Annotated in this window: 26 protein-coding genes and 1 pseudogene; 12 read left to right on the top strand and 15 right to left on the bottom strand. The window is 66.0% G+C overall.

Translation table 11 applies throughout. From position 1 onward, the window contains the following. Positions 1-11: 11 nt before the first annotated feature. A complete protein-coding gene (locus J2X70_RS02000) occupies positions 12-278 on the bottom strand; it encodes a hypothetical protein (RefSeq protein WP_025874431.1) in 267 nt (88 codons plus the stop codon). Positions 279-484: 206 nt separating this feature from the next. Here J2X70_RS02000 and J2X70_RS01995 point away from each other — a divergent pair, with 206 nt between their 5' ends. The 4 genes from J2X70_RS01995 (at position 485) to blaL1 (ending at position 5,335) form a co-directional block, all read left to right on the top strand. Continuing rightward, the gene (locus J2X70_RS01995; protein ID WP_180831086.1) at positions 485-1,018 is read left to right on the top strand and encodes an RNA polymerase sigma factor; all 534 of its coding nucleotides are present in this window, start codon (positions 485-487) and stop codon (positions 1,016-1,018) included. Beyond that, on the top strand, positions 1,015-1,875 hold the full coding sequence (locus tag J2X70_RS01990) for a FecR domain-containing protein (protein ID WP_309908654.1): 861 nt from the start codon (positions 1,015-1,017) through the stop codon (positions 1,873-1,875). The genes J2X70_RS01995 and J2X70_RS01990 overlap by 4 nt, the downstream gene beginning before the upstream one ends. Positions 1,876-1,945: 70 nt before the next feature. Further along, entirely contained in the window at positions 1,946-4,372 is a 2,427-nt protein-coding gene (locus J2X70_RS01985) for a TonB-dependent receptor (RefSeq protein WP_309908652.1), read from the top strand. A gap of 93 nt (positions 4,373-4,465) precedes the next feature. Further along, positions 4,466-5,335: a L1 family subclass B3 metallo-beta-lactamase gene (gene blaL1 / locus J2X70_RS01980; protein WP_309908650.1), complete on the top strand. Its 870-nt coding sequence runs from the start codon at positions 4,466-4,468 to the stop codon at positions 5,333-5,335. Positions 5,336-5,377: 42 nt separating this feature from the next. On the opposite strand, the gene J2X70_RS01975 is transcribed toward blaL1, so the two are convergent. Further along, a complete protein-coding gene (locus J2X70_RS01975; RefSeq protein ID WP_309908648.1) occupies positions 5,378-5,926 on the bottom strand; it encodes a DUF411 domain-containing protein in 549 nt (182 codons plus the stop codon). A 117-nt stretch (positions 5,927-6,043) separates the two neighbouring features. Beyond that, on the bottom strand, positions 6,044-6,367 hold the full coding sequence (locus tag J2X70_RS01970; protein WP_139784894.1) for a hypothetical protein: 324 nt from the start codon (positions 6,365-6,367) through the stop codon (positions 6,044-6,046). Between the two features lie 110 nt (positions 6,368-6,477). On the opposite strand from J2X70_RS01970, the gene J2X70_RS01965 reads away from it, so the two are divergent. After that, on the top strand, positions 6,478-6,906 hold the full coding sequence (locus J2X70_RS01965; RefSeq protein WP_309908646.1) for a hypothetical protein: 429 nt from the start codon (positions 6,478-6,480) through the stop codon (positions 6,904-6,906). Positions 6,907-6,921: 15 nt separating this feature from the next. Here the strand turns inward: J2X70_RS01965 and J2X70_RS01960 are convergent, their stop codons facing one another. Further along, positions 6,922-9,207 (bottom strand): FdhF/YdeP family oxidoreductase, encoded by a 2,286-nt coding sequence (locus J2X70_RS01960; protein WP_105164151.1) that lies wholly within the window; start codon positions 9,205-9,207, stop codon positions 6,922-6,924. A gap of 212 nt (positions 9,208-9,419) precedes the next feature. Between J2X70_RS01960 and fdhD the strand changes: the two genes are divergently transcribed. Together fdhD and J2X70_RS01950 are read left to right on the top strand one after the other, a co-directional pair. After that, a complete protein-coding gene (gene fdhD / locus J2X70_RS01955; protein WP_309908642.1) occupies positions 9,420-10,265 on the top strand; it encodes a formate dehydrogenase accessory sulfurtransferase FdhD in 846 nt (281 codons plus the stop codon). Between the two features lie 72 nt (positions 10,266-10,337). Then, positions 10,338-11,792 (top strand): toll/interleukin-1 receptor domain-containing protein, encoded by a 1,455-nt coding sequence (locus J2X70_RS01950; protein ID WP_309908641.1) that lies wholly within the window; start codon positions 10,338-10,340, stop codon positions 11,790-11,792. A 54-nt stretch (positions 11,793-11,846) separates the two neighbouring features. Here J2X70_RS01950 and J2X70_RS01945 read toward each other — a convergent pair whose 3' ends face one another. Continuing rightward, positions 11,847-12,041 carry a hypothetical protein gene (locus J2X70_RS01945; RefSeq protein ID WP_309909072.1) on the bottom strand — a complete coding sequence of 65 codons (195 nt, stop codon included), beginning with the start codon at positions 12,039-12,041 and terminating at the stop codon, positions 11,847-11,849. 30 nt (positions 12,042-12,071) lie between these two features. Here J2X70_RS01945 and J2X70_RS01940 point away from each other — a divergent pair. Continuing rightward, positions 12,072-12,745, top strand: a pseudogene (locus J2X70_RS01940) (AraC family transcriptional regulator); the annotation flags it as partial. On the opposite strand, the gene J2X70_RS01935 reads toward J2X70_RS01940, so the two are convergent. From J2X70_RS01935 to J2X70_RS01900, 8 genes are all read right to left on the bottom strand, one after another. Then, positions 12,742-13,302, bottom strand: a complete 561-nt coding sequence (locus J2X70_RS01935; RefSeq protein ID WP_309908639.1) for a TetR/AcrR family transcriptional regulator — start codon at positions 13,300-13,302, stop codon at positions 12,742-12,744. The pseudogene J2X70_RS01940 and the gene J2X70_RS01935 sit on opposite strands and share 4 nt — an antisense overlap. Before the next feature lie 4 nt (positions 13,303-13,306). Then, positions 13,307-14,839, bottom strand: coding sequence for an MFS transporter (locus J2X70_RS01930; RefSeq protein ID WP_309908637.1), 1,533 nt, complete (start codon positions 14,837-14,839; stop codon positions 13,307-13,309). A gap of 125 nt (positions 14,840-14,964) precedes the next feature. Then, the gene (locus J2X70_RS01925) at positions 14,965-15,687 is read right to left on the bottom strand and encodes a hypothetical protein (protein WP_309909055.1); all 723 of its coding nucleotides are present in this window, start codon (positions 15,685-15,687) and stop codon (positions 14,965-14,967) included. Between the two features lie 46 nt (positions 15,688-15,733). Then, positions 15,734-16,363 carry a DUF3299 domain-containing protein gene (locus J2X70_RS01920; RefSeq protein WP_309908635.1) on the bottom strand — a complete coding sequence of 210 codons (630 nt, stop codon included), beginning with the start codon at positions 16,361-16,363 and terminating at the stop codon, positions 15,734-15,736. Then, positions 16,353-16,895 (bottom strand): DUF3299 domain-containing protein, encoded by a 543-nt coding sequence (locus J2X70_RS01915; RefSeq protein ID WP_301864615.1) that lies wholly within the window; start codon positions 16,893-16,895, stop codon positions 16,353-16,355. The genes J2X70_RS01920 and J2X70_RS01915 overlap by 11 nt, the downstream gene beginning before the upstream one ends. 8 nt (positions 16,896-16,903) lie before the next feature. After that, a complete protein-coding gene (locus J2X70_RS01910; protein WP_081323722.1) occupies positions 16,904-18,157 on the bottom strand; it encodes an ABC transporter permease in 1,254 nt (417 codons plus the stop codon). After that, positions 18,150-18,845 carry an ATP-binding cassette domain-containing protein gene (locus tag J2X70_RS01905; RefSeq protein ID WP_033831215.1) on the bottom strand — a complete coding sequence of 232 codons (696 nt, stop codon included), beginning with the start codon at positions 18,843-18,845 and terminating at the stop codon, positions 18,150-18,152. Before J2X70_RS01905 ends, J2X70_RS01910 begins: the two co-directional genes overlap by 8 nt. Next, a complete protein-coding gene (locus J2X70_RS01900) occupies positions 18,842-19,375 on the bottom strand; it encodes a DUF2796 domain-containing protein (RefSeq protein WP_309908629.1) in 534 nt (177 codons plus the stop codon). The genes J2X70_RS01905 and J2X70_RS01900 overlap by 4 nt, the downstream gene beginning before the upstream one ends. 32 nt (positions 19,376-19,407) lie before the next feature. Between J2X70_RS01900 and J2X70_RS01895 the strand changes: the two genes are divergently transcribed. Next, complete coding sequence (locus tag J2X70_RS01895) at positions 19,408-19,884, top strand: MerC domain-containing protein (protein WP_025874414.1); 477 nt, start codon at positions 19,408-19,410, stop codon at positions 19,882-19,884. 7 nt (positions 19,885-19,891) lie between these two features. On the opposite strand, the gene J2X70_RS01890 is transcribed toward J2X70_RS01895, so the two are convergent. Next, a complete protein-coding gene (locus J2X70_RS01890) occupies positions 19,892-22,081 on the bottom strand; it encodes a TonB-dependent receptor (protein WP_309908626.1) in 2,190 nt (729 codons plus the stop codon). Positions 22,082-22,204: 123 nt separating this feature from the next. On the opposite strand from J2X70_RS01890, the gene J2X70_RS01885 reads away from it, so the two are divergent. Continuing rightward, the gene (locus J2X70_RS01885; protein ID WP_080277612.1) at positions 22,205-23,122 is read left to right on the top strand and encodes an AraC family transcriptional regulator; all 918 of its coding nucleotides are present in this window, start codon (positions 22,205-22,207) and stop codon (positions 23,120-23,122) included. Here J2X70_RS01885 and J2X70_RS01880 read toward each other — a convergent pair. After that, entirely contained in the window at positions 23,064-23,966 is a 903-nt protein-coding gene (locus tag J2X70_RS01880) for a LysR substrate-binding domain-containing protein (RefSeq protein WP_309908623.1), read from the bottom strand. The genes J2X70_RS01885 and J2X70_RS01880 overlap by 59 nt on opposite strands. A 112-nt stretch (positions 23,967-24,078) precedes the next feature. Here J2X70_RS01880 and dkgB point away from each other — a divergent pair, with 112 nt between their 5' ends. Further along, positions 24,079-24,882: a 2,5-didehydrogluconate reductase DkgB gene (gene dkgB, locus J2X70_RS01875; protein WP_134832636.1), complete on the top strand. Its 804-nt coding sequence runs from the start codon at positions 24,079-24,081 to the stop codon at positions 24,880-24,882. A gap of 13 nt (positions 24,883-24,895) precedes the next feature. Beyond that, positions 24,896-25,825, top strand: coding sequence for a TIGR03571 family LLM class oxidoreductase (locus J2X70_RS01870; protein ID WP_309908619.1), 930 nt, complete (start codon positions 24,896-24,898; stop codon positions 25,823-25,825). Positions 25,826-25,844 lie beyond the last annotated feature (19 nt).

The raw sequence follows: 25,844 nt of genomic DNA, 5'->3' as shown, positions 1-25,844 counted from the left end.
GGATCCTCGGTTCAGCGGCCCAGCCGCCAGAAGATGACACCGGCCACCAGCGCCGGCACGGCAAACACCAGCAGCAGGATCGGCAACTCCTCGCGCACCGTATAGCCCGCCCGGCTGACCCCCACCCACATGTTGGCCACCGATACCAGCAGCCAGGTGCCGATGAAGGCCAGCAGCGCCGTTGGCAGCTGGGGGCTGCTTGTGCTCCAGAGCCTGCCGAACAGCGCGAAGACGGCCAGCAGCAGGAACCCGCCGACGATCACCAGAAGCACGTGCATGGTCACTCTCCCCGATGGCTGCCATGCAGCCTATCTGCGGCCGAGTGTGCGCTGCAGAGGGTGATCGTGGATTCACTTTCCGGGCACCGCGAACAATCCCGTCGTCGCTCATCCGATAGCAAATGCGAACAGTTCCCATTACTATCGTGACACCATGCAGGGCTGGCCCTGCGTGGCACCCCTTCCTGCCTGCGCCGCTTTCCCGGATGTCCACGCCACCGCACCCCCCGCCTCCTGTGCTGCCGTTGGTGTCCTCGCTGGTGCGCCACTACGAGGATCTGGTGGATTACCTGCGCCGTCGCTTCGCCTCACCCGGGCTGGCCCGCGAGGTGGTGCACGACGTCTGCGTACGCCTGCTGGAGCGCCCCGAACCGGCCGGCGTGCGCCAGCCGATGGCGCTGCTGCGACGGATGGCGCATGACGCTGCGGTTGATCGTTGCCGTGCTGAAGACCTGCGCCGCCAGTGGGTGGAACCCCGTGCCGAACTGCCCGATGCGGCCTGCGAAGGTGCCGGCCCGGCCAGACAGGCCGTTGCCGCGCAGGAACTGGCACGGCTTGTCGACGTCATCCGTGCGATGCCCTGTCGACGCCGCCAGGTGTTCATCCTGCACAAGATCCATGACGTTCCGCAGGCTGCGGTTGCCCGCCGCATGGGCATCGGCCTGAAGGCGGTCGAGCGGCATCTGCGGTTGGCGATGGTCGATTGCCGGCAGGCGCTGCCGGTGAGGGCGCTGACGTGACAGCGCCCCCTCGCCCGCGCCCTCCACTCCCGGACAAGGCCGGCACGCCTTCGCCTGATCGTCTGCTGGAGCAATATCGGGACACCCTCAAGGCACTGTTCCCGGTACCCGATCCGGCGCAACTGTATCGCCCCCACCGCAGCCGGCAGATCGGCGGGGCTGCGCTCTGCCTGCTGCTGGTGGCTGGACTGGGCGGGCTTTACGCTGTCGATCCCGGCTGGCAACAGCACGATTACCGGACGGTCACCGGCCAACGTCGCAACGTGCTGCTGGCCGATGGCGGCCGTATCCAGCTGGATGCGGGCAGCCATCTGCAGGTGCGCAGCCATCTGCGTTCGCGCCGCGCGGTGCTGGTCTCCGGACGCGCCCGCTTCGACGTGGCGCCCTCGCGCTGGCGCCGGTTCCAGGTCGATGCCGGGCCCGTGCAGGTGCGCAACTACGGCACGGTGTTCGACGTGGAGCGACGCGGTGACCGCAGTGAAGTCCGCCTGTGGCGAGGCAAGGTCGGCGTGCGCGTTGCTGGCCGTGACGGCGAGCAGCACCTGCAGCCTGGCCAGCAGCTGCTGGCAGGGACAGGGCCGGTGCAGCCGCCGCAGCCGATCGCCACTGGCAGCGGGGAATGGACGCAGGGCCGACTGCAGTTCGCGCAGGCCCCGCTGGGCGAGGTGGTACGCAGCCTGCAGCGCTATCACCACGGCGCAATCGTACTGGACGAACCCGGACTGGCCACGCTGCAGGTATCGGGCGTGTTCGATGGCGACCATGCCGCCACCGCGCTGGCGCTGCTGCCGGAGATCCTGCCCGTCGCCGTCCACGTCCGCGGCGACGGCAGCGTGCACATCTCCGCACGCCACTGAATTCGGCACCGAGGGTGGGTTATGGCCCTGCTCATACGGCTGCTGCATGAACCCCTCTGAAGGACCCCGCATGACCCGCATTGCCCTGCCCGCCGCCCTGCGCCGCCTGACGCCTGCCCTGCTGGCCGTCAGCCTGTGCGCCGCCCTTCCGGCGGCGGCGCAGTCCACCCCCACGGCGGTGGACGTCCATCTTCCGGCCGCCCCGCTGCAACAGTCACTCAATGCGGTGGCCAGGCAGAGCGGCATCCAGCTGCTGTTCGCTGCAGACAGCGTTGCCGGCCGCCAGGCGCCAGCGCTGGACGGCCGCTATGTCCCGCGCGAAGCACTGCAACGGCTGATTGCCGGCCAGGGACTGAGCGTCGAGGAACGCTCGCCGGGCGTGTTCGTGATCCGCAGCGCGCTCGCTACGGCAGCTGCGGCGGCAAACACGGACCGCCCGCGCACTGCGCCAGCGCCGGCAGCCGCAACCTCGCTTGGCAGAGTGACTGTGTCGGCGTCCACCGCGCGCATGCCGCAGGGCGAGACCGCCATGCCAAACACCATCACCGTGCTCACCCGTGAGGACGTCCAGCAGCAGCTGGCATTGGGCTCGGATGTGTCACGCGTGCTGTCCTCGCAGATCCCGGCCTTCGCTCCGGCACGCGAGAAGATGTCCAACTATGGCGAAAGCATGCGCGGGCGCGGCATCCTGTACATGGTCGACGGCGTGCCGCAGTCAACCCCGTTGCGTGACGGCTCGCGTGATTCGCATACCATCGATCCGGCGATGATCGAACGCATCGAAGTGATCCACGGTGCCAACGCGCTGCAGGGCATCGGCGGCACCGGCGGCATCGTCAACATCATCACCCGCAGTGCGCCGAGCGAACCGGGTGCTTTCCTGCTGGACAGCAGCCTTTCGCTCACCGCCGCCTCGCCGCGCCGGCGCGATGATGACGGCCAGCGCGCTTCGGCACTGGTGGGCATCCGCGGCGAACAGTTGGACCTCGTGGCCGGCCTGGCCCATGAACGGCAGGGCCTGTACTACGACGGCGACGGCCGTGCGATCGGCACCAACGCGCAGGGCGAACTGATGGATTCGACCTCGACCAACATCTTCGCCAAGCTTGGCTGGAACATCGCCGAAGGCCAGCGCGTGCAGTTGATGGCCAATCGCTACGAACTGCGTGGCCTGGACAATTACCTGCCTGTGGATGGCAACTTCCGCACCGGTCGCCCGGCCACGTCGGTGCCCGGCGATACGCCGCTCGATCCGCCGATGAACCGCTCACGCTCGCTGACCCTGGACTACGGCAATGCCGATCTGTTCGGCGGCCAGTTCCTGGCGCAGGCCTTCGCGGTCGATTTCGAAGGGCGTTACGGCGCCAGCCAGTGGGACCCATGGGGCAACACGGGTGCCAACGCCGCCTGGGACCAGACCCAGAATGAATCAGACAAACGCGGCTTCAAGCTGACCCAGAGCTGGCGTCGCATCGGCGACACCTCGCTGGACGTGACCCTGGGCCTGGATGGCCTGCGCGACCGCACCCATCAGGTGCTGCTGGCCAGCGGCCTGAACTGGGTGCCGCTGACCACCTATCAGAGCCTGTCGCCGCTGTTGCAGCTGCAGTGGTGGCCCACCGACCACGTCATGCTGTCCGCAGGCCTGCGTTACGAAAAGGGCGAGCTGGAGGTGGGCGACTACACCACCCTGCCCCGCTACGGCGCACGCAAGGTGGCCGGCGGCAAACCGACGATGAGCGAGACGCTGCCGAACTTCGGCGCGGTCTGGTACATCAATGACCGTCTCAATGCCTACGCGTCGTATTCGGAAGGCTACACCGTTGCCGATGTTGGCCGCGTGCTGCGCGCGATCAATCGCGATGGCCAGCGCGTGGACAACCTGGTGGACCTGTCGCCGGTGGTGTCGGACAACCGCGAGATCGGGCTGGAGTATGACGACGGCCGCTTCAGCGGCGATATCGCGTACTACACCTCCGAATCCAAGCTGGGTTCGGTACTGGTCTATGACGCCGGCATTGATGCCTACAATGTGCAGCGCCAGGCCACGCGGGTGGAAGGCTTCGAGACCAACCTGCGCCTGCGCCTGGGTGACAGCCACCTCGGCATGGGCTATGCCCGCGCCAATGGCCGCTATGACGCCGACCTGGATGGTCGTCTGGAAAGCGATCTGGCAGGCGTCAACATCGCCCCGAACCGTCTGACCGCGTTCTGGGAACAGGGTTGGACCTCGCAGCTCAGCACCCGTCTGCAGGCCAGCCATGCCTTCGATCGCGACTTCGACCTGCGCGGCGTGCCGGTGGCCAGCTTCAAGGGCTACACCACGTTCGACCTGGTCGCCCGCTATGCGCTGGGCAAGAGCAGTTTCACCCTGGGCGTGCAGAACCTCGCCAACAAGCAGTACATCACCTACTACTCGCAGACCACGCCATCCAACCCGAGCTATTTCGCCGGGCGTGGGCGAGTGCTTACGCTGGGATGGCAGTACCGCTACTGAGACATGGCGCCTTATGGGTGCCATGAATTCTATGCGTGACGCGACGAAGGAGGCCCATGCTAGTTTCTGGGCCTCCTTCATCGGTGCCCTCCCATGCGCTTGCAGACCCTCGCCATCACGCTCGCTGCCCTGCTTCCCGCTGCGGCCTCTGCCGCCGAACCGACGCTGCCGCAACTGCGTGCCTACACCGTTGATGCCTCCTGGCTGCAGCCGATGGCGCCGCTGCAGATTGCCGATCACACCTGGCAGATCGGCACCGAAGACCTGACCGCACTGCTGGTGCAGACGCCGCAGGGCGCGGTGCTGCTCGATAGTGGCATGCCGCAGATGGCCGACCACCTGCTGCGCAACATGAAAGCGCGCGGCGTCGCGCCGCAGGATCTGCGCCTGATCCTGCTCAGTCATGCCCACGCCGATCACGCCGGCCCGGTTGCTGCGCTCAAGCGCAGTACCGCTGCGCAGATCGTCGCAAATGCCGAATCTGCGGTACTGCTGGCACGTGGCGGCAGCAACGACCTGCACTTCGGCGACGACATCACCTATCCGCCGGCAACGGCGGACAGGATCATCATGGATGGCGAGGTGGTCTCGCTCGGTGGCGTCGACTTCACCGCGCACTTCGTGCCCGGCCATACCCCGGGCAGCACCGCCTGGACCTGGACCGACACCCGGGGCGGCAAGCCGGTGCGCATGGTCTACGCCGACAGTTTGAGTGCGCCGGGCTATCAGCTGCAGGCCAACCCGCGCTACCCGCACCTGATCGAGGACTATCGCCGCAGCTTCGCGACGGTGCGCGCCCTGCCCTGCGATGTCCTGCTGACCCCGCATCCCGGCGCCAGCGGCTGGAACTACGCCGCCGGTGTATCAGCGGGTGCCAAGGCAATGACCTGCCAGGACTACGCCGACACGGCCGAACGCAATTTCGACGCGCAGTTGAAGAAGCAACGCGAACAGCAGCGTTGACCAGGCGCGGCGGCGATCCGCCGCCGCGCCCGCTACACCTTGTCAGCCACCCTGCCCGTGCTGTGCGAAGGGCTGGGTGCTGCCATCGGCCAGCACCAGCTCCACGGTATACGGCTGCACATGGCCATCAGGCATTTCCATGCCCGGAGATCCAGCCGGCATTCCCGGCAGCACCAGGCCACGTGCCGTCGGCCTTTCCTTCAGCAGGCGCTTGATGTCGCTGGCCGGAATATGGCCTTCCACCACATAGCCACCGATCTCGGCGGTATGGCAGGACGCCTTGCCGGCCGGTACGCCGAGCCGTTGCTTGACCGGATGCATGTCATCGGTATCGCGTATCTCAACCGCGAAGCCGGCAGCCTTCAGGTGGTCGGCCCACACGCCACAGCAACCGCAACTGGCCGTCTTGTGCACGATGGCCAACGGAAGCTCCCGGTCGATCGTCGCTCCGGCCGTCGCCTCGACCGCCGAGGCGGTTGCGGTTGCGGTTGCGGTTGCGGGCGAGGACACGGCCTCTTCGGAGGCACGCGCGCAGGCGGTGGCCAGCAGAATGGGGGTGAGCAACAGGCTCAGGGAAAGAATGCGGTTCATGGATCAGGTTTTCCTTTGCAATCGCAGGCGCGGGCGCCTGCCATCCACGCGACGGATGCGCGTGGGTCAAGTAGATGAGGGGTACTGCAGGACGGCAGGTACGCAACCTGCGCGCGATCAGGCGATCGGCGGACGAATCAGGTGAGGCAGCGCAGGCGCGGGATGAGCCGGCGGCAGCGCGTCGCCGGGCACTGCACGCAGCGGCCATGCAGCGAGGCTTGCCGATGTCGGCAGCATGGCCACACTCGTCGGCACGCACTCGCAGCCCTCGCTGCTGCACGCGGCTGCCTCCCATTCATCGCAGCAGGTGGGCGTGACAGAGATCGCAGCGCCGGCGATCTCGTGGGGGCCATCGCAATGACCACCGCCGGACTGACCGTTGATGCCGCCCGAGGCAAGCGCCAGCGCCGGTGCATTGAGCACCAGGGTCAGGAGCAGCATCAGTCGCAGCAGCAGGCCGGATATATCCACGGGCTGATGATAGCCGACGCACGACGCGCCCGTCGCCGCTGCCTGCTGTCATCATGCATGGCGTTCATTGGAGCCTTTCCATGCCTGCCCGCTTCGCCTCTGCTGCCCTCCTGCTGTCCGCGTTGCTGAGCCTTCCGGTCATGGCAGGCGAACGCCAATGGACCGTGCTGTCCAGCGGCGATGGTGACGACACCCATGAGCGCTGGCAGGTAAGCGGGACGCGATTGCGAACGCTTCCCGCGTTCGACCCGGCACGCGCCGAGCCGCCGCTGTCGGTGCATCAAGCTGCGGCGGCAGCACTGGCCCACGCGCGCCTGCGTTATCCCGGCGATGACTTCGTGGTCTCCGAGGTAAGCCTGCAGCGGTTCACCGCCGGCGCTGCGCCGCAGAGCGCGGACGCAGCGCGCGGCTGGGTGTACCTGGTCAGCCTCGACTACAACGCCAAGGGCTGGACCCAGATGGTGCCGGTGCTGCTGGATGGCAGCATCGTGCTGAGCGACAACGAGTAATTGTAGGATCGGCGCCTACGCGGGCACGTCGACCTGCGCGCGCATCCGTACCGGAATGGATTTCGCTGCTGGCGTACCGCTGATCCGATCGTAGTAGTCCAGCGGCAGCAGGGGGTTGAGCTCCGGGTAGTAGCCCGCCAGCGCCCCGCGCGGCATCGGGTAATCAAGCACGGTCAGGCCTTCGATACGCCGCGTCACGCCGTCGTCGCTGATCGTTTCCAGGCTTACCAGGGCTTCCTTGCCGAGCCCGCGCGCCAGACGGTCCTCGATGTTCATGAACACCACCATGCGGTCGTTGTACACGCCCCGGTAGCGGTCGTTGTAGCTGTAGATGGTGGTGTTGTACTGGTCGTGCGAACGCACAGTGGCCAGCCGCAGCATCTCCGGGTCATCGACTACCGTGTTCACTTCCAGGCCCGGCATGACGAGGATGTTGGCCTTGCCGTTCGGCGTCGGCCACACGCGCCTGCGCGGCGGAATATCCAGGTGGAAGCCGTGCAGTGCCTGGATGCGCTCGTTGAAGCCGGCATAGATGTCCGGATAGACGGCGGCGATCAGGTCGCGGATCGGGCCGTAATCATGCATGTACGCGGCCCAGTCCACCTTGCTGTCCGGCAACGTTGCCATCGCCATCCGGCAGACGATCTCCACCTCCGGCAGCACGTGGTCGCTGGCCGGCTCCAGCACGCCGCGCGACGCCGTCACGTTGGACATCGCATCTTCGATGGTGACGAACTGCTCGCCCTTCGGCGTGCGGATCCACTCCGAGCGCGCCACCACCGGCAGGATCAGCGCGTCGCGACCGTGCACGAGATGCCCCCGGTTGAGCTTGGTGGCAATACCCACGGTCAGTTCCAGTCTGCGCATGGCCTGGTAGGCGCGCTCGGTATCGGGCACGGCATGGATGAAGTTGCCGCCCATGCCGATGAACACCTTGGCGCTGCCATCGAGCATCGCCGCAATCGACTCGACCACATGGTGGCCGTGCTCGCGCGGCGGATCGAAACCAAACACCTGCTGCACGCGATCCAGGTAGCGCGCCGTCGGCTTCTCATCGATGCCGACGGTGCGGTCGCCCTGCACGTTGGAATGGCCACGGATCGGACCGATACCCGCGCCCGGCTTGCCGAAATTACCGCGCAGCAACAACAGGTTGGCCACCTGCTGCAGCAGCCGCGACCCCTGCTGGTGCTGGGTCAGGCCCATGCCATAGCAGATGACCGTCGCCTGCGAACGGATGTAGATCTCCGCGCAGCGCCGGATCTGTTCCTGCGCGATGCCCGACACCCGCACGATCTCATCCCAGTCCTGCGCCAGCACGTCCTCGCGCAGCGCCTCCAGGCCAACGGTGTGTTCGGCCAGGAAGGCATGATCCAGCACTGACTCACCCTGGGCTTCGCGCTCGAACATCACCTTCATCATGCCCTTGATCAGCGCAAGGTCGCCGCCGATGCGGACGTGCACGAACTCGCTGGTGATCTCGGTGGAACCGAACGTGGCCATCTGCACCACGTCCTGTGGTTCGGTGAAGCGGATCAGGGCACGCTCCGGCATCGGGTTGACCGCCACGATCGGCACACCGCGCTTGCGCGCTTCCACCAGGTTGCTCATCATCCGCGGCGAGTTGGTGCCGGTGTTCTGGCCCATCACGAAGATCGCCTCGGCGTGTTCGAAGTCGTCCAGCACGATGGTGCCCTTGCCCACGCCGATCGCAGGCGGCAAGCCGCGGCTGGTCGGCTCGTGGCACATGTTCGAGCAGTCCGGGAAGTTGTTGGTACCGAACTCGCGCACGAAGATCGAATACAGGAACGCCGCCTCGTTGGGCGTGCGGCCGGAGGTGTAGAACTCGGCCTGGTCGGGGTTGTCCAGCGCCTGCAGATGACGACCGATGAGTGCAAACGCCTCGTCCCATTCGCAGGGCACGTAGTGATCGGTGGCGGCGTCGTAGCGCATCGGCTCGGTCAGCCGGCCCTGCTGCTCCAACCAGTAATCGGTCTGCGCCATCAGCTCGGTGACGGTGTGCTGGGCGAACAGCTCACGGGTCACCCGGTGCTGGGTCGCTTCCCAGGCCAGGGCCTTGGCACCGTTCTCGCAGAATTCCAGCTTCTTGCGGTGGTCAGCATCGGGGAAGGCGCAGCTGGGGCATTTGAATCCGCCCGGCTGGTTCATCGCCAGCAGCGCCTTGGATCCTTTGCCGATCACGCTCTGCTGCAGCAGCACCTTGGCGGTCGCACCGGCGGCCCCCCAGCCGCCTGCCGGTTGGTTGTAAGGCTTGTAACGCGGCGGCTTCTGTTCGGACATGGTCGGGAACCTGCGTTGGTGGAGTGCCTGCCAGCAGAGCCAGGCTCGCGCCCGGCTGCCGTGGCCAGTCAAGCACACCGGCAACCCCAGCGCCATGGCCCGGCCCGGGTACAGCAGGCTGCCATGGCAACGGTTACCGCCGCGTCTTCACTGGATGGCTGCGCTATCCTCCGGGCGTAGCCTGCCCTTCTGCTTTGCCCAGGATGTGCCGCATGCCCGGATCGACGTTGCCTTCGCCCCCGCCCGCCGGCACGGCCCTGCGCACGCTGCAACGCTGGCGCAGCACGGGGCAGGAGCAACGGGTGGATACGATCGCCGAAGAAGTACCGGTGGCGATGCGTTACAACGGCGCGGCCTTCGCGGTGATGATGGCCACGCCATGCGACCTGGAGGATTTCGCGCTGGGCTTCTCGCTCAGCGAAGGGTTGATCGAGCGTCTTGACCAGTTGCTGTCCATCCAGCTGCAACCACAACTGGAGGGCATCGAGCTGAATATGAGCGTGTCCGCCGACGCCCCCGGCGCCGCACTGGATCCTGACAACGGGCGCCTGCTGCCGGGTCGCGGCGGCTGTGGGTTGTGCGGTGCACGCCAGCTGGAGGACGTGCTGCGTCCGCTGCCTCAGGTAAAGGACCGCCGCACGTATCAGACGGCTGCACTGCAGCGGGCATTGGCTGGGCTGGCCCTACGCCAGCCGATGAATGCTGCCAGTGGTTCGACCCATGCAGCGGCCTGGGCCGATGCCAGTGGCCGCATCGGCTGGTTGCGCGAAGACGTCGGCCGCCACAATGCGCTGGACAAGCTGATCGGTGCACTGCACCACAACGAACACAGCATCGATGGCGGCCTGCTGGTGGTATCCAGCCGTGCCAGCTACGAAATGGTCAGCAAGGCAGCGCGCGCCGGTGCCAGCGTACTGGCCGCCGTCTCGGCCCCCACTGCGCTCGCCATCGATCTGGCCCGCAGTGCCGGCCTGTGCCTGGTGGGCTTCGCCCGCGAAGAAGGCTTCAACGTGTATACCCACCCGGAGCGGCTGCAGCGAGACGACACCGGTGATTGACCATGTCTTGGCAGATCGCCGTAAATTGATGCACCACGCCACCCCCACCTCATTGCCACTTCTGAATAGCACATGCACGTCAATTCACTTATTGAACTCGCAATAAGAGGTAGCGGACTGGGACGCAAAGAGATTTCCAGCGAACTAGGAATATCGAGCCAGCAGCTCCGCAAAATGACAACTCAATCGCACCTGCCCGATGAGATTGAATTGGCCCTCAGATCTCTTGCAGGCATCGGCGACATGGATCCTGAGTTTGTGAAACTGGCAGGGGGCGTCTGCAATGCGGAGAAGTGGGCGATCCTCATGGATCACCATGCCGATATAGCATGGGAGGAGTCTGAGGCTGGATACGACACCTATTACTTCAACAGTCAAGAATATGAGCGTCCGCTACTCCATTACATGACTGCCGCCACTCTACTGCAAGCAGGCATTACACTTCCAGAACCCTTCCCTGAAGAAATTGACTTCCCCAGGGGTCACTCCGATCTCGATGAAGGCAACTGGGAAGCTCGATCAGAAGCATACGAAAATAACAAACATTCATCCCTGATAAGAGCTCTCTACTCGTCCCTGAATGATGTGTACGGTTTCTATGCCGCCTACATTTCCGAGCTTATTGATGATGAGCAAATGGGACTAATGGAAACCCCTGCAGAGAATATAGAGCCATGCCTGATGTCGCTAGCCTTAACCAAAATAGACATTGAGCCCACACTCGCCACTGAATTCAGTAAATTCCAGAGAAAGATCAATGGACAGTATGAGGATTGGCTTGCAATTGTAAGGCAGCGCACATTCCAGACAGGCTATCCAGTAAAGGTAGAAGTCCTTAATTTAGTTTATGACTCGCACGACAGCCTTGGACATCAGGCAGAAGCAGAGAGCTTTGGCTTCAATGATTCAAGACTTCACCCCAATGTATATATGAATGAGCTACTCGTGGGCATGCGGATCATCCATCAAGTTCTCCCAGCAATCCTCAATCGCCTTGGAATAAAGGACGAATTTAAATTGAATGAATCAGAACTTGGACTAGGTCGCCCACTAGAAAGCGAGCCCAATCTAGTTCGTGAGAAAAAGGAGCTGTCGGATTTCAAATCCGATGAAATATATGATGTGTTTATATCCCACGCCTCAGAGGACAAGGAGTCTTTCGTCAAGTCGCTCGCAATTGCCCTTACAGATCGCGGATTGAAAGTCTGGTACGATGAGTTCACGCTCCAGATCGGCGACAGCCTTCGCAGAATGATTGACCGAGGCATTGCAAGCAGCAGGATTGGATTGATTGTGCTATCCCCGTCTTTTGTAAAAAAAGACTGGACCAATCATGAGCTCGACGGCATCTTGGCAAGAACACTTGTTGGACAACAGCGTCTTCTTCCCATATGGCATGGAATAAGCAAGCAAGAAGTTCTAGATTACAGCCCTTCGCTTGCCGACAAAGTAGCAAGGAGCAGCGCGAACTATACCGCAGACGAAATCGCAGCTGAGATTTCGTCGCTTTTACTTGATTCCAAGTAGAATTATCCGAACGAGGGCAGGGCCGGTTTTAAACTAGGCCAACGCTAATTTGACTCAGCGCGGCGCCACCTTCGGGAAGTCGACCGGCACGTCAAAGGCCACGTTGAGGTAGTTGGTGAACAGATTGAGCGCTACGTGGTCCAGGATCTCGACGACCTGCTCGTCATCGAAACCGACCGCGCGCAGCGCCTGCACATCGCCGTCGGCAATCTGCGCACACTGCTCGACCACCTTCAGCGCGAAGCCCAAGGCGGCGGCGGTAGCCGGGTCGCCCCCCCCCCCAGCCTGCTGCTATACCCGCCGCCACTACGGCACGTGTTCTCTAATGCGCCGCTGGAAGGTCCTGATTTCACCTGCGCCACACTCGACTCCGACGGCAGTGCACGCAATCCGGTCGTTCAATTGCTGCCGCCGGTGATGGTGGTGCCGATGTCTGCCATCGGTGAACTGGACGGCACCCTGCACCTCCAGTTCGCAGAAGCCGACCGCAACCGCTGCGGCTGGCGCCTGCCGATCAACCGGCTGTTCGAGGTTGCCCTGATCCAGGTACTGCGCTGGGTGATCGATCGTCCGGATGCTGCGGGGGAAGCCACGGGTTGATGCGTGGGCTGTCCGATGCGCACCTGGCATGCACGCTGGTGGCCCTGCACCAGTCGCCGCAGCAAGCCTGGACCCTGCCGAAGATGCCCTGCATCGCAGGGCTTTCGCGCAGCACGTTCGCGGCTGTGTTCAAGGACGTGATGCAGAACACGCCAGCCAGCTATCTGCTGGATTGGCGCTTGAGCCTGGCCTGCACCCAACTGCGCGCAGGGGCAGCGGCCAAGCAGGTGGCGACCGACGTCGGCTTTGCCGACACCGCTTCGCTGTCCAAGGCGTTCCGCAAGCGCCTGGGGCTCTCGCCCCGCGCTTGGCTCGCCCCGTGCTTGGCTGGCGACGTTGTAGCGCGCGGCTAGTCCTTCGCTGACCGCTCGGGAGAGAGCAGCCCGCCGATCCGTTCGGTCACCTGCGCGCGCACGTTCTCGTCCAGCTGGCCTTCGTACATGGCCTCGTAGATCCACAGGCCATCGGCGGCCAGCCGCGCCACGAAATTATCCAGCGCCGCCGGATCGCCGCTGCCGGCGGCCGGTGGCGAAGGCGCCCAGCGCTGAACCACCGGTGCCCACGGCCGCTCGCTGGGGAATTCGGGGTCCACCGAGTCCAGCATGAACATCAGCTCGGCACGGGTGGCACTCTGCGCCGACACACGCACGAAGGTCTGGTAGCGCTCCAGCGCAGTGGCCTCGCCGGCCGACTTGCCCAGCAGCGCCTCCATCGATGCTTCCCAGCTCTGCACCAGATGCTCGTCGATGCCGCGCAGCAACGCTTCGCGCGAAGGAAAGTGGTACAGCAGGCCGCCACGGGTCAACTGCGCCTCGGCCGCCACCGATTCAAAGGTGACCGCACGCACGCCGTCGCGGTTGATCACGCTGACGGCGGCGTCGAGGATGCGCTCGCGCTTGCTGGTTCTCATGCCGTTATTTTACGCGATCGGCGGCGCCGTCGCGGCCACCGGCGCGTCCACGCAGCAGGCGCGCGATGATCACCGCGCCGGCCGCCAGCGCCGCACTGATCACCAGCAGCACGATCTGGTAACCGCGATCGTAGGCCGCGGTGGCCAGCGCGAACCACTCGCCCTGCCCCACCTCACGCGCCACGTGCAGCGCCTGGGTGAAGCCCTCGCGCGCGGCGGCGGGAATACCCGCCGACTCCGGCAGGAAAGCGCCGTACATCGCAGCGCTCAGGCTGCCCAGCAGCGCGACGGCCAGCAGACCGCCGAACTCGTAGGACACTTCCTCCACCGACGAGGCCATGCCCGCACGATGCGGCGGCACGTTGTTGAGGATGGCGGTGGACGCCACCGAGATGGCAGCACCCATGCCGAAGCCGGTGATCGCCATGCCGGCCACCACCCAGCCCAGCCCATGTGGGAAGCCCAGCGCCACCACGCCCACACCTACCGCACCGGCCGCAAGGCCGCCGCAGATCAGCGGACGCAGGCCGACGCGATGCAGCACGCTGCCGCCCAGCAACGCGCTGGGCAGGCTGCCCAGCGCCGCCACCGATACCAGCAGGCCCGCCTGCAACGGGCTGAGGCCCGCCACCAACTGGAAGCGCTGGGTGGTGAGCAGCTGCAGCCCTGCCATCGCAAACAAGGTGAACACCGCCGACAGGGTGCCGGCAAGGAAGGCCGGATTGCGGAAGATGGCGAAATCCAGCAGCGGATACGGCAGCTGCTGCTGGCGGCGGCTGAAGGCGATGCCGGAGATGACCGCCAGCACCAGCGAGACCGCGCCCACGCTGTACGAGGGCGGCGTGGCGATCAGCGACTTGATCGCCAGTACCAGGCCCGACAGCGCGGCCAATGCCAGCAGCGAGGACAGCAGGTCCCATGGGCGGGTGCTGTCGCGCTGCCCTTCCGGCGCCAGCAGCAGGGTCGCGATGAAAGCGACCACTACCACCGGCACATTGATGAGGAACACCGAGCCCCACCAGAAGTGCTGCAGCAGCAAGCCACCGATGATCGGCCCCAGCGCCGCACCGACGATGGCCACCGAACCCCAGATCGCGATGGCGATGTTGCGCTCGCGTTCTTCATGGAAGCTGAGCCCGATCAAGGCCAGCGTGGCCGGCATCATCGCCGCCGCACCCACGGCGAGGAAGGCGCGCGCTGCGATCAGCTGCCCTGCGGTTGCAGAGAACGCCGCTGCCAACGAGGCGATGCCGAACACCACCAGCCCGACCAGGAACATCCGGCGATGGCCGATGCGGTCGCCCAGGGTGCCCGCCCCCAGCAGCAGGCCGGCCATCACCAGCGGGTAGGCATTGATGATCCACAGCGCCTGCCCGGCACTGGCCGACAGCTCCTCGGTCAGGGTCGGCAGCGCGGTATACAGCACCGAGTTGTCCAGCGTGACCAGCAGCAGGCCGGCGGCAACGGTGAACAGCAGCGACCAGCGTCGGGCGCGCGACAGGGACGGAGCACCGTCCAAGGGCTTGGAGAGAGCCATGGGAACCTGGATGGGGAAGGAGTACATCCATAACTATACAGGACATCCTGTATAGTTATGAGGCTGCCAGTGAGACCCATTCAGCTGACGGGAGGCGCAATGCTCCCTGCCTCATGACCCGGGGCCTACCTGCACTCCGCAGGCAAGGCAGCGACCGCCTGCACGATCGGGTCCTGCATGGCGCGTCCCACCGCGGCATCCAGCTCCCCCTGCAGATGGCCGTGCTGGCGCTGCATCTCCTCTTCGCACAGCGCACGCACCCGCGCGCGGGCGTTGCTGCGCAGCGTGCTGCAGCGCCAATCGACCCCTCCCAGCGGCAGCACCGAATAGACCACGCTGTTGCAGGCGTTGCCGGCGCGTTCCGCCAGCGGACGCGCGCCGAAGTCACGCGGCACACTGCTGCGCTGCGGATCGAAGTAGCTGTCCGGGAAGGTGCGCGCGTACTGTTCGATGTCCACCTCGATAGTGCCGCCTTCGCCTGCCGGCACGCGCAGTGGCTGACCGCAGCCGGTGGCGTCGGCGCGGTGTTGGATGTACTGGTAGATGGGTCGGTCCAGGCTCGCATCCTGCGCGGTCACGGCGCTGACCGCCGCCAGCACCGGCAGCGACGCACGGTTGGCCATGCGCGCCAGCACTCCCGCCTGCACGGGTTCGCAGCGGTCGCGCAGCGTCGCCACCAGCAGGAACAGCAGGTCATCACGAAAGGCCTTGTCGGCCGCCAGGTGATGTTCGATGCGTGCCTGCGCTTCCGCCACTGGTGCGGGAAATGCAACGGCCGGTGGCGAGGGCGCGTGCGTAGCGTTCCACAGCAGCGCCACCCCGGTTCCTGCCAGCAGCAACACCACCATCAGCAGCGCGACGGTGCGTGCGCGGAGCCTCGTCATCGGGTGCTCGTCATCGGTTGATCGCCGAAAGCGTCGCTGCGGCAGCGTCATAGGACGCGCTGGCGATATCCGCCTCGAAGTGCTTCACCTGCAGGCGCCCTGACAGCCGGTAGGGATCCCACAGCGCGCCCATCGTGATGGGGCTGGCCAGGGTCACATGGATGATCTGGTTCGGCGGTGGCGGCGGCACGTGGATGCACGCGCCATAGAACGGCACGAACAGCAGTTCGTCCACCTGCCCGGCGTCGTTCATCGCCAGCGGCACCACATAGCCATCCAGGTCCAGCGCCCGTCCATCCACGCCATCGACCACCGCCGACGAGCCGAACTGCTGCGCGCGTAGCGGGCTGGAGTGATCGATGGCCTGCCCAGGCAGCGAGCCCGAACCCGTATCGTCGATCAAGCCCCCCACCCCGTCCATGCCATTGCCACGCGACAACCCGATCTGCGGCGGTGGACGCTGGAAGCTGTCCTCTTCGGGCATCAGCGCGTCCCAGCGGTCGATCACTGCAGACGCCGCCACCGGCGACGCAGCAGCATTGTTGGCCTGTGGCGGTGGGGCGTCCACGGCGGGCCGGCCACAACTGGCCAGCAGTACAGCGGCAAGAGCACCGGCAAGCAGCTTCGCGCTACGGTTCATAAGGCCTCAGTTCGGCGTCGGCCATGCTGTAGGCGGAGCCGGCAAGATCATCGTTCACCCGCTCGGCGCGCAGCACGCCTGCCAGGAAGAACGGCGAGTACATGTCGGGCATGGCGATCGGCCGCGGCAGCAGCACATGCACGATCTGGTTCGGTGGCGGCGGTGGCACGTGGATGCACGCGCCGTAGTACGGCACGAACAGGAATTCGACCAGTCGGCCATCTGCCGCGTTGGCCAAAGGCACCACGTAGCCCGGCAACCGCACTGCGCGATCCAGTACCGCGTCCACCGTACGGAACGTACCGAACTGGGCCATGCGCCGGTTGCCGTTGTGCTGCACCTCCGGCCCCTCACCGCGCTCGAGTGCTGCCAGTTCGTCGCTGGGCAGCATCTGCAGCCAGTCCAGTTCCTGCTCGCTTTGCGTGCCAGCATTGCTCTGTACCGGCGACGGCGGCAGTGCCTGCACACCGGTATCGGTCGGCCGCGTGCAGGCGGCCAGCAGCATTGCCGCAGCCAGCAGCAACCAGCGCACGCCCGCGCTCACGACGCAGGCGCCAGGCCATCGGCCAGGGTGCGCCGGTAGGCCAGCAGCGCAGGCAGCAGGCCGGCAACCGCGCTGATCAGCAGCACGCCGCCCACCCAGGCCAGTTCGCGCGCGTCCGGCCAGACGTGGGTGATCGACAGACCGAAATTGGCCAGCGCCCAGCTGCGCCCGGCCGCGCTGGCACAGGTCAGCACCGCCAGCGCCAACGCGCAGGCCATTGCTGCAGTGGCCACGGCCTCAACGACCAGCAGGCAGGCCACATAGGCCGGGCGCGCACCGGTGGCGCGCAGCACCGCCATCTCACGGCGGCGTTCCTGCAGCGTCGATACCAGCAGCGCCATCAGTGACACCATGCCCAGCAGCACCACCATCGCACTGATCAGCTGCAGCGCGCGCTCGGCAGTGCCCAGCGACTGCCACAGCTGCTGCAACGTCACGCCGGGCAGGATCGCCTGCAGCGCTTCGTCTGGATACTCGTTGATGCTGCGCTGCACGCCGAAGGTGGCGATCCGCGAGTTCAGCCCGAGCATGAAGGCGGTGATGCTGGTCGGGGTCAGGTCAAGCTGCCGTGCCTGTTCTGCACTGACATGCTGGCTGCGCAACTGCACGCCGGAGCGCCAATCGACATGGATCGCTTCGATCGCCGGCAATGACACCAGCACGGACGAATCCACCGGCGTGCCGGTACGCTGCAGGATGCCGACCACGCGGAACGGCTTGTCGGCATGCGTGGCCAGCGTTACCGCACCGGTGCCATGGGCCAGCACGATCTCAGTGCCCAGGCCGATGTGCGCGGCCTGCGCGACTTCGGCGCCGACCACCGCGTCATACAGGTCGTCGAACGGCTGGCCCTGCGCGAATGCCAGCGCATGCCCTGCGCCATGCCGGTAATGTTCGAAATAACCGGCGGTGGTGCCGATCACCCGATAGCCACGCCAGGAATCGCCCAGCGACAGCGGCACCGCCCATTTCACCTGCGGCAGCGCGGACAGTTCCTGGTAGGACTGCCAGGACACGTTGTTGGTCGGGTCGCCGATGTGGAAGACCGAGTACAGCAGCAGGTTCACCGGCCCCGAGCGTGCGCCCACGATCAGGTCCGTACCCGAGACGGTGCTGGCAAAGCCTTCGTGGGCCTGCGTGCGGATGCGCTCCACGCCCAGCAGCAGGACCACGCTCAGGGTGATGACCAGCACGGTCAGGCTCACGCTCAAGGCGCGGCTGCGCAGGCTGGCCCAGGCCAACTCAAACATGTGCACCCCCTGCCCGGTTCAGATCACCCAGCGACAACACCTGGTCGAACAACGGCTGCAGGCGGTCATCGTGGCTGACCACCAGCGCGGTGGTGCCAGCTGCGCGGCACTGCGCGGACATCAGCTGCACGAACGCCGTGGCCGCTTCGGGGTCCAGCGCCGAGGTCGGTTCGTCGGCCAGCAGTACCGCCGGGCGACCGATCAGGGCACGGGCAGCGGCAACGCGCTGCTGCTGGCCGACGCTGAGCGTGCCTGCCGCGCGCGGCATCAGTGCCGGATCGAGCTGCAGCGCACGCAGCAGACGCGCGATTTCCGCGTCCAGTCCACCTTCGATGCGCGCGTTGCGCAATGGCGAAAAGCGCACGCCCAGGGCGATGTTGTTGCGCACGCTCAGGAATGGCAGCAGGTTGAACTGCTGGAAGATCACGCCCAGCTGGTCGGCACGGAAACGATCGCGCGCGGCGGCACCGAGCGTGTTCACCCGATGGCCGGCAACCCGGATGCTGCCGCTGGCCGGCAGCAGAATGCCCGCCAGCAGGCCCAGCAGCGTGCTCTTGCCCGAGCCGCTGGTCCCGCGCAGCAGCACGCTGCTGCCTGCGCGCACCTGCAGCTGTGCGATGTCCAGCACCGCGCGGCCCGCGTAGCCGAACTGCACGCCCTGCAGGTCGATGATGGCATCGTCGTTCATGGCGCCAGCGGCACCCGCAGGCTGTCAGCAGTAACCACGCTGCGGCCTTGCCCGGTCGATGTTGCGGTGTTGACGATCACCTCGTGCAGCCCCGGAAACAGCGTAGGCAGTGACAATGCCAGCCCGCGCAGTGCTGCCGGGTTGGCGCAGTGGTAGCGCAGTGCGGCGGTGAATCCAGCGTGCGTGTGCTGGCCTGGCTGTGCTGCCACAGCTACTGGCGCAAAGCCCTCCGCCGTCGCCTCGGCATGGTCCAACCGGCACTGCGCAGCGGTCGGCAACGTGACCCAGCTGCCGCTCTGCAGGATCGATCGCGCCCGCGCCAATGCGGCCTGTTCGCGGCTGTCGGCCGGCGGTCGCTCGAAATCGAGGATGCCGATGCCGGGCGCACGCAGTGCCAGTTCCAGCGTTCCCTGGTCCACGGCCAGATCGACATCGGCCTGGCCATGGACATGAGCACCGTGATGGCGCACGTCGTGGGCGTTCGCAGAATGGGCAGCAAGCAGCAGCAGAAGGGCGGCAGAACGTTTCATCGGGCGGCTCCGTATTGTTACTATGTAACATTATGGACCACATCCCGATCTCGCCCGCAAGGGCCCGGACCCAACCGCCAGCTTCGGCACGCTGGCATCCCCGTTTCGATCTGGCAGGCGCATGGCTGTCGCTGGCCTGTGCCGCGCATTGCGTGGCCCTGCCCCTGCTGCTGGCCTTCACGCCGGCGGCGATGATGGCGCTGCGCTCGTTCCAGCACCCTGGCCATGGCGCGATGACCGCACTGCTGGTGATGTCGCGCTGGGAATGGCTGTTCGCGCTGCTGGCCTCGTCGATCGCCCTGCTCAGCACCGCCGCCGGCCAGCGGCGCCATCGACGCGCCCTGCCGCTGTGCGTGGCCCTGGCAGGCGCGATCCTGTTGCTGTCCGCCTCGCTGTACCTGCCGTTGAAGGAATCGCTGCTCTGGCACGGCGCTGCCACCGCCTGTGGTGGGCTGATGCTGGCCACCGCACATCTGCGCAACCGGCGGGCCCTGCGGCCCGCCGGCTGATGCCCGCTCAGAACCGGTAGCCGACCTCGGCGCCGACAATGCGCGGGCTGTCCACCGGCCCGTAGTAGTTGCCGTCGCGGCCGAAGGCCAGGTTGTCGAAGATCAGGCCATTGATGCGGCGCTTGTCGGTCAGGTTCTGCACGAACACGCGCGTGCTCCACGGCCCGCGCTCATAGCCCAGTTGCACGCCGAGCACAGCCACGGCCGGCTGGAACGCGCGGTTGCGCTCGTCCAGCGCGCTGGAGCCGGTGAACTGCGATTCCACCCGGGCATAGATGCCGGAGTCGAACTGATACCGCGCTGCCAGGTAGCCTGTGTAGTGCGGCGTCAGCTTGACCCGCTTGCCGTGGAGGTTCTCCTGCGGGCTTACCCAGAGCTTGGTGTACGTCGCATCGACATAGCCGACGTTGGCCATCACCGTAAACCCCGGCGCGACTTCAAACACACCTTCCAGTTCTGCACCGCGCGACCGCATCGAGGCATCCGAGCCCACGTAGTCGGACGAGATCGGCCGGCCGTTGGCATCGGTGGCCACCTGGATTTCCTGCCAGTTGTCCGAGCTGATGTGGAAAAGGGCACCGCCGATATGGCCACGGCCGCCAGCCAGGTTCATCTTGAAGCCGATTTCATGGCTCCACATGCGCTCGGATTCGTAGCGCAGCACCTTGTCGTTGATCACATCGCTCTGCGCGGCGGCCAGGTTGAAGCCGCCGGGGATGTAGCCCTTGGCCGAGGCCGCATAGAACGACAGATCATCGCTGGCGTCATAGCGCAGCGAGACGCGGGGCAACGTGGCCGAGAACGTATGCGCCAGGGCCGCGTCGCGGTAGCGCACCAGGCCTCCCGCGCCCAGGTCGAGGAATCCGGCACGCTGCTCGGTGGAACGCCGGGCCTGTTCGTGGCGAATGCCGAGGCTGGCGGTCAATTTCGGCAATGCCGGCAGCGTGTAGCTGGCGGTCGCGAAAACACTGTAGTCCTCACCCTTGGAGGTCTGCCGCGGCGCCAGGTTGTAACTGTCCAAGCCCCGCAGCGCCGGGCCGACGAAGGTGCCCTGGATCGAATTCTTGTCGATGCGGTACGTCGATACACCGGCCATCCAGGTCAACGCCTGGTCGCTGGGCGAGCTGAAGCGCGCCTCGGCATTCCAGGCATTCTTCTTGTCATGTATGTACCCGGCCAGTGCGGAGCTGGCGGTCATGTCGAAGTCGTAGCCGGCCGAGCTGGCTTCCTCGCTGCGGTACGAGGCGGCCACATCCAGGGTGCCGGCCTGCAGTTGCCACTGCGCGCTCAGGCCTGCGACGGTCTCGTCCTTTTCGGTGCGCTTTGGCGCATCGTTGATGTAGGTGAAGTCACCTGCATGGCGGCCACCATTGAGGCGGTCGCCATAGGTGCGGTTGTACAGGCCGGTATCCAGCGGCAGGTACTCGTACTCGAACATGCCCGGTGCGCGCGTGCGCAGGTGATAGGCCAAGGCGTTGACGGTCACGTAATCGCTGGGACGCCAGCGCAGCTTGCCCTGCAGGTAGCCCTCTTTCACTTCGCCGCGCGCGCCGTACGGGGTCAGATTCTTCAAGTAGGCATCCTCTTCGGAGCCCATGAACGCCACCGAGCCCGACAGCGTGCCGTCCTTGCCCAGCGGGCCAGCCAGGAAACCATCCACGGCCGTACCGTTGCCGTTGCCGAACCAGGTGCTGCGCACGTTCACCTCACCCTCGCGGGTATCGGCCGGGCCGCGCGTGCGCACCAGCACCAGCCCGGATTCGCTGTTGGCGCCGTACAGGGTTCCCTGCGGCCCCCGCAGCACCTCAACCGATTCAACCTGGTTGAGTACTGCGTTGCTCAGCTCACGGAACGGAATGCCATCGATGTACACCGACGCGCGGTTGACCAGGAAGGGATTGGATTCGATGCCACGGATGGAAATGAACATGTTGCTCAGCTGGCCCATCACGTTGAACTTCACGTTGGGCGCCAGCTTGTCCAGGTCGCGGAACTCGGTGACACCGGCTTCCTTCAGTGCCTGCCGATCAAGCACGGTCACCGACAGGTCACTCTTCAGGTAGGGCGTGTCGCGCTTGGAGCCGGTGACCACCACCCCATCAAGGGTGGTGGCATCGGCGGACTGCGCGTGGGCAGGAACAACAGGAACCAGCAACGACGCTGCGACAAGGGCAACGGAGGAAACGGGGGATTTCAAGGTAGACCTCATGAGGAACGGAAACGCGCTTGGCGGGCCAGCTGGCGCAAACTGTTATCCTGTAACATTCCGCACTCGCCGCCACTCCATTGCAGTCAGCGCTGCTCCATTCCTGGACCTGCCATGCCCGCCCTCGCCGACCAGTTGCACCGGGAAGCCACCCTGCCCAGTGATGGCACCGTGACCAGCGAGGACGGCGCGATCGTTCTGCTGCGCCATGGCTTCCAGGCCAGCGAAGGCCCCATGGGCAACCCGCACCAGCTGCGGCTGGGCCTGGCGCTGGCCGGTGGCGGCAACCTGTATCAACGCACCACTGCCGGGGTACTGCAGGCGCCTTGGCATCCGGGCCAGTTCAACGTGGTACTGCCCGGCGATCGTGGACACTACGCCAGCCCAGCCGTGGAGCTGCTGGGAATGGCCATCGATACCGCGCAGTGGCGTGATGCGCCTGGCGGCTTCCCGGACATCCACGCCCTTTCCCTGCGGCTGCATCGCGACCCGGTCATCGCTGCCGTACTGCACGCGCTGTGGTCCAGCGCGCAGGCTGACGCCAGCGTGCCCGGCTTCCTGCAGTACGGCGCAGAAGTCGTGGTGCGGCGGTTGGCGCAGCTTGCCGGCCAACCGCCCGCCCGGCCGCGGATGGCTGCACCGCTGTCATCGCGGCAACTGCGCCAGCTGCAGGACTTCATCGATGAACACCGTTCCCAGTCGCTGGATGTCGCAGCGCTGGCAGACGTACTCGGCATGGAACCGACCACGTTCAGCCGCGCCCTGCGCGCCGCTACCGGCATGCCACCGTATGCCTACCTGACCCAGCGCCGGATGCACTGGGCGCAGTACGCACTGTCCAAGGGGCAGCGCGTCACTGAGGTCGCGCTGGCCTGCGGCTACGCCAATCCCAGCAAGTTCGCGGCGGCCTTCCAGCGCGTGGCCGGTTGCACGCCCAGCATCTGGGCCGCGCAAGGCACCGGCCGCCAGGACGCTATTCGTCGAACGGACGTTGACCCAGCGTCTGCGTCACGTGGTCGACGAAACAGGTGATGCGCGCGGCCAGCGCGGTGTTGCGGTAGTACACCGCGTTGATCGGCTGGCGGACCTCCTGGGTCTGCTTGGAGAACAGCTGTACCAGGTGCCCTTCGCGCCGGTCCTGGCGGGTCAGGAAATCGGACAGGCAGGCGATGCCCAGCCCGTTCACCGCCATCTGCCGCAGCGTTTCTCCGCTGGAAGATGCAATGGCCGGCTGGATCACCAATGGACCGCCATCGGCGTCGGTCAGCGGCCACTCGTTGAGTGAACCCGGGTGGGTGAAACCCAGCGGCGTGTGCGCGCGCAGTTGCGCGATGCGGGTGGGCGTACCGTACTGCCGCAGGTACTCCGGGCTGGCGACCACGCGGATGCGGCTGTGGCCGATCGGCCGCGCATGCAGGGTGGAGTCGCGCAGCACGCCGATGCGGAACGCCACGTCGGTGCGTTTCTCGATCAGGTCGGTGATGCCCTCGTTGGAGTTCAGCTCCAACTGCACCTGCGGATAGCGCTCGCGGAAGCCGGCCAGCAGCGGCACGATCACGTGCAGCATGAACGGCGTGGCTGCATCCACCCGCAGCCGCCCTACAGGTTGTTGCCGGCGCGCCGCCATCTGTTCCTCGGCTTCGTCCACCGTGGCCAGGATCGTGCGCGCGTATTCCAGGAACGCCGCGCCCTCTTCGGTCAGCTCCAGCCGTCGCGTGGTCCGCCGCAGCAGCGTGGTCTGCAGCTTGTCCTCCAAGCGCGCCAGGGTGCGGCTGGTGGCCGAGATGGTCAGTCCCAGCACCTCGGCGGCGGCGGTGATCGAGCCGCTGTCGACCACGGCGACAAACGCCTTCAGCTCATCCAGGGTGGTTTTCATTCTTTACCTCGGCGCAAAAGCATTTCCCGTATACACGGCTTAATCTGCAAATGTAAAGCGACCAGACTGGCCCCCATCGGAGCACACCGCTCCCTACCCAGCTGGAGTTCCCATGAGCCTTCCTTCCTTTGGCGTCGGCACGTTCCGCCTGACCGGCCAGACCGTCATCGATTCAGTGCGCAACGCCCTCGAGCTCGGCTATCGCGCCATCGACACCGCGCAGATCTACGGCAATGAAGCCGAGGTCGGCCAGGCAATCGCCGAATCCGGTGTACCGCGCGACGAACTGTTCATCACCACCAAGATCTGGGTCGACAACCATGCCGCCGACAGACTGCTGCCGAGCCTGCGCGAGAGCCTGGCCAAGCTGCGCACCGACCATGTCGACCTGCTGCTGATCCACTGGCCGGCACCGGGCAGCACGGTCGCGCTGCGCGAGTACATGACCGCACTGGCCGAAGCAAAGACGCTGGGCCTGACCCGGCAGATCGGCGTATCCAACTTCAACATCGAACTGACCCGCCAGGCCATCGCCGTAGTTGGCCAGGGCCAGATCGCCACCAACCAGATCGAGCTCAGCCCCTATCTGCAGAACCCGGCATTGACCGCTTTCCTGCAGGAACAGGGCATCGCGGTGACCTCCTACATGACCCTGGCCTACGGCAAGGTACTGAAGGACCCGGTGCTGGCCGCCATCGCTGACAAGCACCAGGCCACGGTGGCCCAGGTCGCACTGGCCTGGGCGCTGCAGCTGGGTTACGCCGTCATTCCTTCCTCGACCAAGCGCGAAAACCTGGCCAGCAATCTGCTTGCCCGCGAGCTGCAGCTGGATGCCGAAGACATGGCTGCGATCGCCGCACTTGAACGCAACGGCCGTGAAGTCGACCCGCCGGGCCTGGCGCCTGCCTGGGACTGAGGAGCACGCGCTGATGGCTACTGCGTTGACACGACTGCAGGCGGGCGGCTTCAGCATTGGCATTGAAGCGCCGCTGGACAACGACTGGACGCCGCTGGGCGAACAGGCACGACGCATTGCGCGCCGCCTGCCGGGCGAACCGGACCTGCAGCAGCACGCCGACCTTGCCAGGCTGGCCGACCGCCTCGGCTTCCGTGCGCTGTGGGTGCGCGACGTGCCGGTGTACGACCCGGCATTCGGCGATGCCGCGCAGGTGTTCGAAGTGTTCACCTATCTCGGCTACCTGGCCGGCATCACCGAAGAGATCCTGCTGGGGACCGGCGCGGTGGTGCTGCCGATCCGCGAACCTCTGCTGACGTTGAAGTCGGCACGCAGCGTACAGCAGCTCAGTGGCGATCGCCTGCTGCTGGGCGTTGCCAGCGGCGACCGGCCGGTGGAGTACCCGCTGTTCGGCCGCGACTTCGACACCCGTGGCACGCGCTTCCGCGAGCAGATCGGGCTGCTGCGCGAAGGCACCGCTGCACGGCTGCCGCAGGGGTTGGAAGTACTGCCTGCCGATGGTCGGGCGCTGCCGCTGCTGGTGGCCGGCCTGGCGCAGCAGCAGCCGGCCTGGATCGGCGCGCATATGGACGGCTGTCTGGCTTACCCCGGCACGCCCCAGGAACACGCCCACCGCGTGGCGGCGTGGCGCGCGGTGGCCGGCAACAAACCCTATGCCAGCTTCATCCACCTGGATCTGCTGGAACGGGCCGGCGCACCGCTGCAGCGTTGGCGCTTCGGCCTGCGCGGCGGCCGCAATGCGCTGCTGGCCGAACTGCAGGCGATGCAGGCCGCCGGCGTCGATCACATCGGCCTGCAGTTCCGCCGCAACGAACGGCCTTTGGCCGACACCTTCCACGAAATCGCCGAGTACGTGCTGCCGCAGTTCGCGGCGCATGCGTGACCGGCACTGGAGCCCCGCA

The sequence above is a fragment of the Stenotrophomonas sp. 1337 genome, from assembly GCF_031455455.1.
GTDB classification, from domain to species: Bacteria; Pseudomonadota; Gammaproteobacteria; order Xanthomonadales; family Xanthomonadaceae; genus Stenotrophomonas; species Stenotrophomonas indicatrix.
This window is presented reverse-complemented; position numbering and strand designations above follow the sequence as displayed.

Coding starts and splice junctions, on each gene's coding strand:
- J2X70_RS02000 (WP_025874431.1), bottom strand. CDS start 278: ATGCACGTGCTTCTGGTGATCGTCGGCGGGTTCCTGCTGCTGGCCGTC.
- J2X70_RS01995 (WP_180831086.1), top strand. CDS start 485: ATGTCCACGCCACCGCACCCCCCGCCTCCTGTGCTGCCGTTGGTGTCC.
- J2X70_RS01985 (WP_309908652.1), top strand. CDS start 1,946: ATGACCCGCATTGCCCTGCCCGCCGCCCTGCGCCGCCTGACGCCTGCC.
- blaL1 (WP_309908650.1), top strand. CDS start 4,466: ATGCGCTTGCAGACCCTCGCCATCACGCTCGCTGCCCTGCTTCCCGCT.
- J2X70_RS01975 (WP_309908648.1), bottom strand. CDS start 5,926: ATGAACCGCATTCTTTCCCTGAGCCTGTTGCTCACCCCCATTCTGCTG.
- J2X70_RS01970 (WP_139784894.1), bottom strand. CDS start 6,367: ATGCTGCTCCTGACCCTGGTGCTCAATGCACCGGCGCTGGCGCTTGCC.
- J2X70_RS01965 (WP_309908646.1), top strand. CDS start 6,478: ATGCCTGCCCGCTTCGCCTCTGCTGCCCTCCTGCTGTCCGCGTTGCTG.
- J2X70_RS01960 (WP_105164151.1), bottom strand. CDS start 9,207: ATGTCCGAACAGAAGCCGCCGCGTTACAAGCCTTACAACCAACCGGCA.
- fdhD (WP_309908642.1), top strand. CDS start 9,420: ATGCCCGGATCGACGTTGCCTTCGCCCCCGCCCGCCGGCACGGCCCTG.
- J2X70_RS01950 (WP_309908641.1), top strand. CDS start 10,338: ATGCACGTCAATTCACTTATTGAACTCGCAATAAGAGGTAGCGGACTG.
- J2X70_RS01935 (WP_309908639.1), bottom strand. CDS start 13,302: ATGAGAACCAGCAAGCGCGAGCGCATCCTCGACGCCGCCGTCAGCGTG.
- J2X70_RS01930 (WP_309908637.1), bottom strand. CDS start 14,839: ATGGCTCTCTCCAAGCCCTTGGACGGTGCTCCGTCCCTGTCGCGCGCC.
- J2X70_RS01925 (WP_309909055.1), bottom strand. CDS start 15,687: ATGGTGGTGTTGCTGCTGGCAGGAACCGGGGTGGCGCTGCTGTGGAAC.
- J2X70_RS01920 (WP_309908635.1), bottom strand. CDS start 16,363: ATGAACCGTAGCGCGAAGCTGCTTGCCGGTGCTCTTGCCGCTGTACTG.
- J2X70_RS01910 (WP_081323722.1), bottom strand. CDS start 18,157: ATGTTTGAGTTGGCCTGGGCCAGCCTGCGCAGCCGCGCCTTGAGCGTG.
- J2X70_RS01905 (WP_033831215.1), bottom strand. CDS start 18,845: ATGAACGACGATGCCATCATCGACCTGCAGGGCGTGCAGTTCGGCTAC.
- J2X70_RS01900 (WP_309908629.1), bottom strand. CDS start 19,375: ATGAAACGTTCTGCCGCCCTTCTGCTGCTGCTTGCTGCCCATTCTGCG.
- J2X70_RS01895 (WP_025874414.1), top strand. CDS start 19,408: ATGGACCACATCCCGATCTCGCCCGCAAGGGCCCGGACCCAACCGCCA.
- J2X70_RS01885 (WP_080277612.1), top strand. CDS start 22,205: ATGCCCGCCCTCGCCGACCAGTTGCACCGGGAAGCCACCCTGCCCAGT.
- J2X70_RS01880 (WP_309908623.1), bottom strand. CDS start 23,966: ATGAAAACCACCCTGGATGAGCTGAAGGCGTTTGTCGCCGTGGTCGAC.
- dkgB (WP_134832636.1), top strand. CDS start 24,079: ATGAGCCTTCCTTCCTTTGGCGTCGGCACGTTCCGCCTGACCGGCCAG.
- J2X70_RS01870 (WP_309908619.1), top strand. CDS start 24,896: ATGGCTACTGCGTTGACACGACTGCAGGCGGGCGGCTTCAGCATTGGC.